General features: G+C 44.9%; 8 protein-coding genes, 3 tRNA genes and 1 other RNA gene. All 12 read left to right on the forward strand.

The window, feature by feature from the left end; genetic code table 11:
* Positions 1–145 precede the first annotated feature (145 nt).
* The 12 genes from radC (at position 146) to thiE (ending at position 8210) form a co-directional block, all read left to right on the forward strand.
* Complete coding sequence (gene radC, locus TH606_RS10475) at positions 146–865, forward strand: RadC family protein (RefSeq protein WP_068543800.1); 720 nt, start codon at positions 146–148, stop codon at positions 863–865.
* Positions 862–2589 carry a 4-hydroxy-3-methylbut-2-enyl diphosphate reductase gene (ispH, locus tag TH606_RS10480; protein WP_068543803.1) on the forward strand — a complete coding sequence of 576 codons (1728 nt, stop codon included), beginning with the start codon at positions 862–864 and terminating at the stop codon, positions 2587–2589. The genes radC and ispH overlap by 4 nt, the downstream gene beginning before the upstream one ends.
* A gap of 10 nt (positions 2590–2599) precedes the next feature.
* On the forward strand, positions 2600–3073 hold the full coding sequence (gene tadA / locus TH606_RS10485; RefSeq protein WP_197460568.1) for a tRNA adenosine(34) deaminase TadA: 474 nt from the start codon (positions 2600–2602) through the stop codon (positions 3071–3073).
* Positions 3027–3118 (forward strand) — tRNA-Ser (locus TH606_RS10490). Before tadA ends, TH606_RS10490 begins: the two co-directional genes overlap by 47 nt.
* An 88-nt stretch (positions 3119–3206) precedes the next feature.
* Positions 3207–3300 (forward strand) — tRNA-Ser (locus TH606_RS10495).
* 35 nt (positions 3301–3335) lie between these two features.
* An RNA gene (ffs, locus tag TH606_RS10500) (signal recognition particle sRNA small type) lies at positions 3336–3434 on the forward strand.
* 6 nt (positions 3435–3440) lie between these two features.
* A tRNA-Sec gene (locus tag TH606_RS10505) sits at positions 3441–3536 on the forward strand.
* Between the two features lie 349 nt (positions 3537–3885).
* A complete protein-coding gene (locus tag TH606_RS10510; protein WP_082863629.1) occupies positions 3886–4623 on the forward strand; it encodes a tetratricopeptide repeat protein in 738 nt (245 codons plus the stop codon).
* Between the two features lie 327 nt (positions 4624–4950).
* Positions 4951–6246: an alkaline phosphatase family protein gene (locus TH606_RS10515; protein ID WP_068543805.1), complete on the forward strand. Its 1296-nt coding sequence runs from the start codon at positions 4951–4953 to the stop codon at positions 6244–6246.
* A 2-nt stretch (positions 6247–6248) separates the two neighbouring features.
* Entirely contained in the window at positions 6249–6809 is a 561-nt protein-coding gene (locus tag TH606_RS10520; RefSeq protein ID WP_068543807.1) for a nucleotidyl transferase family protein, read from the forward strand.
* Positions 6803–7606 (forward strand): hydroxyethylthiazole kinase, encoded by an 804-nt coding sequence (gene thiM / locus TH606_RS10525; protein ID WP_068543810.1) that lies wholly within the window; start codon positions 6803–6805, stop codon positions 7604–7606. The genes TH606_RS10520 and thiM overlap by 7 nt, the downstream gene beginning before the upstream one ends.
* Positions 7596–8210, forward strand: a complete 615-nt coding sequence (gene thiE / locus TH606_RS10530; RefSeq protein WP_068543815.1) for a thiamine phosphate synthase — start codon at positions 7596–7598, stop codon at positions 8208–8210. The genes thiM and thiE overlap by 11 nt, the downstream gene beginning before the upstream one ends.
* Positions 8211–8413 lie beyond the last annotated feature (203 nt).

The raw sequence follows: 8413 nt of genomic DNA on the forward strand, positions 1-8413 counted from the left end.
GGATATGGTTTTCCTATAATAAGCGACCTTCAGGTCGTCCCTACACCTAATCTACAACGAAGGCAAAATTGGTGGGAAAAATTAGTGGGAGGCCAATTTCCGAGTCAGGTTATATCTTACATAAATTTTGGCCGAAAAGAGGGCTATGAAAGAAGATTTTAAAGAAAGGGTAAAAGGGCACCGTGAACGTTTAAGGCGAAAGTTTTTAGAATATGGCCTTGAGGCCTTTACTGACGAAGAAGTCCTTGAGCTTTTACTCATTTTTGGTACTCCGAGAAAAGATTGTAAGCCTGCTGCCAGAAAAGCCCTAAAACACTTTGGAGACCTGGCTTCAGTGCTTGAAGCCCCCAAAGAAGAGCTTTTAAAAATACCTGGTATTGGCCCTAAAAATATGCTGGCTATTAAATTTGTCCACGCCGTGGCCAGGAGGTTTCTTGAAAGGCGTCTTAAAAGGCGGCCTTATCTACACTCAGCTAAAGAGGTTTACGAGTACCTGGCCCACAGCATGATAGACCTGAAAAAGGAAGTTTTTAAAGCTATTTACCTTGACGCCAGGAATCAGATTTTAGCGGTGGAAGACCTTTTTCACGGCACGGTGAATGAAAGTGTGGTTTATGCCCGGGAGGTAATAGAGCGAGCTCTTTACCACCATGCCAGTGCCCTGGTTATTGCCCACAATCATCCTTCTGGTAATCCCAAGCCATCGGGCGCGGATATTCAGCTCACAAAGCGCCTTTATCTGGCATCGGCTCTACTTAACTTAAGGCTTCTTGATCATCTAATAGTTGCCAAAGAAGGATATTTCAGTTTTGCTGAAGAAGGACTCCTTGAAAACATTGTTCAAGAGGTGATAAAGACTTTATGAAAGTGATAATGGCACGAAAGGCCGGGTTTTGCATGGGAGTGCGCCGGGCCGTGCAACTGGCTATAAAAGCCTCCTACGAGGCTGAAAAGCCAGTTTATACCTATGGCCCCCTTATTCATAATGACCAGGCTTTAAAACTTCTTGAGATGTTAGAGATAAGGCCTATTAAAGAAATTCCGGAGAAAGCTAAGGGCACTATAATTATTCGGGCCCATGGTGTTCCCCCTGAAGATAAAGAACGTCTTAAAAAAGTTGGCTTTAAAATCATTGATGGCACTTGTCCTAGGGTCTCAAGAGTTCAGGCTCTGGCGAGACGCTTTAGCCGTGAAGGCTACTGGGTGGTAGTAGTGGGAGACCCTGATCATGCCGAAGTAAAAGGCATTCTGGGTTATGCCGGGGAAAAGGGCCTAGTGGTTAGTAGCTTTAAAGACTTAGAGCATCTTCCTTCGCTTGATAAGTACGTAATCCTTTCTCAGACTACTCAGGATGAAGAATTTTTTAAGTTAATGGTAGAGGAGCTTCTTTCCCGTTACCCTGGCGGAAAAGTTTATAACACTATCTGTAACGCCACCCATAATCGCCAGCAAGAGGTAAGGCGCCTCTGTAAATTGTGTGACGCGATTGTAGTGGTAGGTGGCAAGCACAGCGCCAACACCAAAAGGCTTGCCATGATTGCCCGGGAAGAGGGGAAAGACGTATTTTTAGTGGAAACCGCTGAGGAGCTTGACCGGGAAGCCTTGAAAAAATATCGCCAGGTAGGGGTTACCGCTGGAGCCTCCACCCCTAATTGGGTCATTAACCAGGTAATTCGTACCCTTGAAGAAATTCCTTCTCCCTATGAATCTTCTTTTTTGAGATGGGGGCGAAAGTTTTTGCGCTTTCTCTGCGAAAGTAACCTCGCCCTTTGCTTGGGGGTCTTTCTATTGAGCCTTGCCGCTCTTTTTATAAATGGCAGGCCCTTTGATCTTCGTTTGGCGGTTTTAGCTACGGCTTTTCTTTTTAGCGCTCACACGGTTAACCGCCTGGTGGACTTAAAATCTCTTTATCTCAATGACCCGGCTCGCGCCACGTTTTTAGGGAAAAACCGCTTTCTTTTTATTGGTTTGACATTTTTGGGCTTCATGCTTTCCTTAATTATTGCCTGGCTCGTTGATAAGACGGTTTTCGTGATGACCTCTTTTATGACTATGGGAAGCCTGCTTTATAGTCTTCCGTTTTTGGGAAGAAAAAATGCTTTGTCGCCTGTTCAGCGTATTCCTGGGGTAAGAAGTCTTTTTATTGCCTTTGGTTGGTGGATAACAATAATCTGGCCTATTATTTTGGCTTACGGTTATAAGAGTTCTCTCATGTGGTTTGGTTATCTGGTGCTTTTGGTGGCTTTTTTGCGGGCAGTTCTTCTGGAAATACTTGAGTTTCAAGGGGATGGTTTTGTAGGTAAAGAGACTCTTCCTGTTTTTCTGGGGGTTGAAAAAACTTTTCTGTGTCTAAAGTTTTGCTGGATCTTTATCGGGCTTTCTATCCTGGGTGGTTTTTTGTGGGGTGGATATCCTAAACATTTTCTATCTTTACTGGTTGTGCCTTTTTATTCTTTCTGGGTTTTAAATCAATACGAAAAGGCCCTTCTTGGCCGCAATTTGGAGCTTGAGGTTTCAGCGGAAGGTCTTCCTTTAATTACAGGGTTAAGTGTTTTGGTAGGAAAGGGGATCAATGGCCTTTTCCGCTGACACTAAATTTATGAAAATGGCCCTGGAAGAGGCTATTTTAGCGGCAGAAGCCGAAGAAGTGCCGGTGGGAGCAGTTTTGGTATCTGAGGCAGGAGAAGTGTTGGCCAAAGCCCACAACAAGCCCATTTCCCTTTGCGACCCTACGGCCCATGCGGAAATTTTGGCATTACGCCAGGCAGCCAAAAGAGTTGGTAACTACCGTCTTTTAGGAACTACACTTTATGTAACCCTTGAGCCTTGCCCAATGTGTGCAGGGGCTTTAGTATATGCTAGGGTAAGACGACTGGTTTTTGGGGCCTTTGACCCTAAAGCTGGAGCTTGTGGTTCGGTATATAATATAGTTAATGATGAAAGATTAAATCACCGCCTGGAAGTTTTGGGCGGGGTTTTAGCTGATGAAGCTTTAGCTCTTTTAAAAAGTTTTTTTGAGAAGAAGCGGAGGGGTGCCCGAGTGGTCGAAGGGGGCGGCCTCGAAAGCCGCTGAGGGTCTTTCGGCCCTCCGGGGGTTCGAATCCCTCCCCCTCCGCCAGATAATGGGAATTTTAAATGTTACTTGCCTGTGGTTTAAAGGCTATTGCAGAAAAGGAAATATTTAGGTAATTTATAAGCTTACTTGCGGAGGGGTGCCCGAGCGGCCGAAGGGGCACGACTGGAAATCGTGTGTGCGGGCTAAACCCCGCACCGTGGGTTCGAATCCCACCCCCTCCGCCATTTTATTTAGACTCAAATCCCAACAAATATATGGCTGCTGGGTCCTGCGCGACGGATCCCTGTGAACCCCGCCAGGCCCGGAAGGGAGCAACGGTAGCAGGGCTCTCCGGGTGCCGCAGGGGTGCCCAGCGGCCGCCAGTGGAAGCGCCAGGGGCCTGGTGGCCCCCCCGGGCTTCAAACCCGGTGCACCGTCGGAGACGGCGGTGGGTGGGTTCGATTCCCATGCGCTTCCGCCATTTTTGTTTATAACCTTGAGCTTATATTTAAATCAGCCACATCTTCTGGATTGTTTCGTCTCTCCGCTTCTTGTAGTGATAAAGGAAGTTCTCACTGCGAGCCCCTCAGGGGTGAAGCAATCTCAGCCCAAACAATCTCTGATTCCTTCGCTAGTACTCAGGACAAGGATTAATTGTCGGTCCTGCGGGGCCCCTCGTTACTTCATGGCCTACGGCCTTCCTTGCAATAATAACGAAACCGAAGTTTAGAATTCTGCAAAAGCTTCTGAATAGATACCTTTCTTTTTATTTGACAAATTTTTATCTATATGATTGCCTGGCTTAATAAAAACATAAAGGGGAAACTTTTATGAAAATTTTTGTGTATATGCTATTTGTAATGACAATTGCAGCTAATAGTTTTGCTAATTCAGATTTTGAGCAAGCTCTAAAGGCTTACAAGGCTGGTAATTTTACAGAGGCAGCTAAACTTTATCAAAAGGCCTGCGATAATGGACATGCATTAGGATGCTACCACCTCGGTGAGATGTATAAGAAAGGAAAAGGAGTCAAGCAAAACTTAGAAAAGGCCTTTCAATTTTTCCAAAAGGCCTGTAATGGTGGAGTGGCTAAGGGGTGTTATCACCTAGGTATTATGTACAGTTTTCTCCAAAATCACACAGAAGCGGTGAAATTTTTCAATAAAGCCTGTGAAGGGGAATATGCAAAAGCATGTTACCATCTAGGCACTTTGTATGAAAGCGGTTCCGCTGTTAAACAAGATTTAACAAAAGCAATCCAATTTTACAAAAAAGCTTGTGATCATGGGTCTATGCTAGCCTGTTTTAGTATAGGCTCAATGTATTACACTGGTCAAAATGTAAGTAAAGATTTATCAAAAGCACTCCAATTTTTTGAAAAAGCCTGTAATGGCGGATATGCATCAGGATGCTATAACCTTGGTGTAATGTATTCTCGTGGTGACGGTGTCAACCAGGACAAAAGTAAGGCATATCAATATTATAAAAAGGCGCTAAAATTGGGAGCAAGTCGTGCTCAGGGTGCCTTGGATACTCTATGTAAAGAAAGCCCTCAGGTGTGTAAATAAAACTAATTTGTACCTTTAAGGGAGAGACTGCTTGGGGGCTTCGCCCTTCGTAATGACGAGTAAAGAGAAGGTTCACAATGACACCCTTTTTTCGTCACTGCGAGCGAAGCGAAGCAGTCTCTGAGATTGCCGGGTTGAAATTGCTTCGGCCTCTGACAAGGCCTGCAATGAGCTGGCCTTGGTGTCACTGCTAGGAAATGCTTTATTCCGCTCAGGATAAGCGATGCAGTCTCAGGACAACTGAACGGTTTATTAGAGAGCTTTGCAGAGTTTTTTCAAAAGTTAGCAATATTAAACTTTTTTCAAGTTTTTCAAGTTTTATAACTTATGCCTTTACGCCGCTGTATTCTTTTATTGTTAGACGGTTTAGCAGATAGGGCTCAACCCGCTCTGGATAACAAAACTCCCCTTCAAGCCGCAAAGACTCCCAATCTTGATTATCTCGCCCAAAAGGGCCTTTGTGGGTTTATGCACGCTGCTCGTCCAGGGATTCCTTTGCCAAGTGAAATGGCTCATTTCGCCCTTTTTGGCTATGAAAACGAATTTCCTGGTCGAGGCCCTTTGGAAGCCCTGGGGGCAGGTATAGAGCTTGAGCCTGGCGAGGTAGCGGTTCTTGCTCGCCTGGTAAGTGTAGAAGTCAAAGATGGAGGGCTTTACATTGTAGAGGACAGATTTAAAGTCACGCCTGAAGAAAAAGAGGCTATTTTTTCAGCCCTTCCCCAGTTTTCTACCCAAGAACTAACAATAACTTTTAAGCCTATTTCTGGTGTGAGAGGGGTGCTGGTGTTAAAGGGTGAAGTTTCGGCTTCTTTTTCTGATACTGATCCTTTAAAGTCAAAAGCCCCGGTTTTTGAGTTAGAACCTCTTTCTTTTGATAAAACTACTTTAAAAACTGTTCAAGCATTAAAACAGTATCTTATTGAAGTTTGGCAAGTCCTTGAAAGGCATCCTGTAAATAAAAGACGGCGGGAAAGGGGGCTTTTCCCTTTAAATTTTTTGGCTATCCATCGGCCTGGGAAGATGCAAAAGGTAGAGCCGTTTGCAAAGCGGTGGGGGCTTAGGCCTTTGACTATTTCTTCTGGAGTTATTTACTGGGGCATAGGCAAGTACCTGGATTTTGAAGTAGAAAAGGCCGAAGAAGCAGGAGATGTTGCCCGGGAGTTTTCCGAGCGTTTAAGAATAGCGCAAACTCTTTCTCAAGAGTTTTCTTTTATCCACGTCCATCATAAAGGGCCTGACGAAGCCGCTCATAAAAAAGACCCTTTTCTTAAAAAGAAGGTCATAGAAGTTTTTGACCAGGTTATTGGAGAAAATTTAAGTTGGCTTACCTCTCCAGAAAATCTCCTAGTGGTTACTTCAGACCATGCCACACCATCAAGTGGTCCGTTAATACATGGTGGAGAGCCTGTCCCTCTAATCTTTTATGGAAAGGGAGTGTGGCAGGATGGAGTAAAGGAGTTTTCCGAAATAGCCTGTGCCAGTGGAGCCTTAGGCCGAATTAAGGCTCAGGATTTTATGTATCTGGTGCTTAATTTTTTGGAAATGGCTATCTTAAGTGGCCTTCGTTATGGTAAAGTACCAAGGCCTTACTTTTCTGAAAAGACAAAAGCCTTTAAAGTGTAACTATGAAACCTATATTCGGTGTAGTTCACGGAAGATTTCAAATTTTTCATCTGGATCACCTCAAATACGTAAAAGCGGCGGCTGAGAGGTGTCAACATCTGGTGGTAGGCATAACCAATCCTGATCCTGAAAGAACTAAGTTTGACCCGGCTGACCCCAAACGCAGTTCAAAAGAGGCTAACCCCCTTACTTATTTTGAAAGGCACCTCATGGTAAAGACAAGTCTTTTAGAAGAGGGATTTAGGCCGGATAGCTTTTCTGTAGTACCTTTCCCCATAAATTTCCCGGAGCTCTGGGAGTATTATGTTCCACTTGAGGCAGTTTTTTATTTGACCATCTATGATGACTGGGGGCGTAAAAAGTTTGAGCTTTTTCGCCAAAGGGGCCTTAAAGTAGAAGTGCTCTGGGAAAAACCCATTGAAGAGAAGGGGATAACAGCTACAAGAGTAAGAGAACTTATAAAAACAGGCGACGAAAAATGGAAAACCCTGGTGCCTAGAGGAACAATCAAAGTGCTAGAAGAGTTAAACTTAATAATCAAACTTGAGGAGAGATCATGTTAGACCTTATCCCTAAATATTTAAGCGACTTAAGAAGTAAGAAGCCACTTGTTCACAATATTACCAACTTAGTAGTGATGAACGTCACGGCCAATGCCCTGCTGGCCATAGGGGCTTCTCCGGTAATGGCCCATGCCGAAGAGGAACTTGAAGACATGTTGAAGTTAGCCAATGCGCTGGTTGTAAACATTGGCACGCTTAATAGCCACTGGATAAAATCCATGGAGAAGGCTGTAAAAATTGCCTCTGCCATGGAAAAGCCAATAGTTCTTGACCCTGTGGGAGCGGGAGCCACCAGGCTTAGGACCCAGGTGGCTTTAAGGCTCCTTGAGGCCGGAGATATAACCGTTCTGCGCGGCAACTTAGGTGAGATAGCAGCCCTTTTAGGCGAAGGAGGAAAGACTCGCGGCGTAGATACCGCTGATTATAAAGAAGACCTGGCGCAGATGGTAGCGGTTGAAGCCACCAAGCGTTTTAATTTAGTGGTAGCTGTTACCGGGGCTACGGATTTTATAAGTGATGGCAAAGAACTTTACGCTATAAAAAATGGAGTGTCTCTCCTTGGGCGGGTAACTGGCACTGGTTGTATGGCCACGGCTCTTATTGGTGCTTTTTGTGCGGTAGCTGAGCCTTTATCAGCCGCGGTAAGTGCTCTGACCGTTTTGGGGGTAGCGGCGGAAAAGGCTTACGAAGACGCTCCGTACCCTGGAAGTTTTCATGTACGTCTCTACGATTGGCTTTACCGCATAGACTCAGATTTATTAAAAGAAAAGATGGAGGTAAAAGCCCTTGTCTTTTAGAGACAAGTTAAGGCTTTATGTCCTTACCGAGAGAAAGCTAGCTCCAGAAGTAGAAGCGGTAAAAGCGGCCCTTGATGGTGGGGCTACCGCTATTCAGTTAAGGCTTAAAAATGTTCCCACCAGAGAAGTCCTGGAAGTGGCTGAAAAGCTTAGAAAGCTAACCCAAGAATACGGGGCGCTTTTTTTCGTGAATGACCATTTAGATATAGCCCTTGCCGTTCAGGCTGACGGTATTCAATTAGGACCAGACGACTTGCCAGTGAGTGTAGCCAAAAAACTTGCGCCCAGTCTTATTATCGGGGCTTCAGTTTATAGCCTTGAGGAGGCCCTTAAGGCCGAAGCTGAAGGAGCAGACTATTTAGGGGCTGGTGCTGTTTTCCCTACGGATACCAAAAGTGAAGCCAGCGTTCTGGGGCTTGAAGGTTTAAGAGAAATAGTAGCTTCGGTAAAAATTCCTGTGGTGGCCATTGGAGGAATAAACCACGAGAATGTCCTTGAGGTTTTAAAAACAGGAGTTCACGGCATAGCCGTGGTCTCAGCTATTATGGGGGCTCCAGATATCAAAGAAGCTACTGAGAAAATGAAAACTTTGTTAAATAAATAGCAGCTTGAGAGTTCTCATTATTAATTTTAGAGCATAAAACAGATGGCAATTTTAGGGCTGTCATTGCAGGTTCTCTCTTTGTCATTGCGAGCGAAGCGAAGCAATCCCTGTCTCGAGCGTAGCGAAGGGATCTGAGATCGCCACGGCGACTAAGTTGCCTGGCAATGACGCTCTGTAATGTAAAATGTGCTCCCATCAATAAT

Source organism: Thermodesulfatator autotrophicus, assembly GCF_001642325.1.
Taxonomy (GTDB): domain Bacteria; phylum Desulfobacterota; class Thermodesulfobacteria; order Thermodesulfobacteriales; family Thermodesulfatatoraceae; genus Thermodesulfatator; species Thermodesulfatator autotrophicus.